This window comes from Falsihalocynthiibacter sp. BN13B15, from assembly GCF_041205415.1.
In the GTDB taxonomy this organism is placed as follows: Bacteria; Pseudomonadota; Alphaproteobacteria; order Rhodobacterales; family Rhodobacteraceae; genus Falsihalocynthiibacter; species Falsihalocynthiibacter arcticus.
Genome location: NZ_JBGFCE010000092.1, coordinates 1 through 430 on the forward strand (window position 1 = coordinate 1; position 430 = coordinate 430).

Sequence of the window (430 nt, forward strand, 5' to 3'; positions counted from 1 at the left end):
TTTGTAAAGTGCATTCGTTTAGGCTAATGTGAAGCACACTTCAATAAACGGTGATAGGAGCGAGGCAATGAAAAAAGAGGGAGACTTATCCGAAGACACAACTTGTTGCGGTAAAACACGGCGTGGGCGCCCGCCCCAAATGCAGCGCCCTGCCCGCGAAGCCGCGATTCTTAGGGTGACGACGCAATTGCTTTTGGAAATACCCTTTGACGATGTGACCATGGCGGTGATCGCGACCAAAGCTGGCATGTCCAAACGTACCGTGTACGAGCATTTCAAAAACCGCGAAGATTTGCTAGTAAGCGCCATCATCGATGTCTCGCGCACCATTTTTCTACCGTTGAGTTCCGAAGACGCACAACGCCCCTTACTTGAACGATTATCGCTTTTATTGCAGATTAATACTCCGTCGGGGTTTGAGGCAAACAAG

Annotated in this window: 1 protein-coding gene; it reads left to right on the forward strand. The window is 49.5% G+C overall.

The window, feature by feature from the left end:
• Window positions 1-67: 67 nt before the first annotated feature.
• Window positions 68-430 (forward strand): TetR/AcrR family transcriptional regulator (locus tag AB9F26_RS22315; RefSeq protein WP_369769135.1); only part of this gene is annotated, 363 nt, incomplete at its 3' end.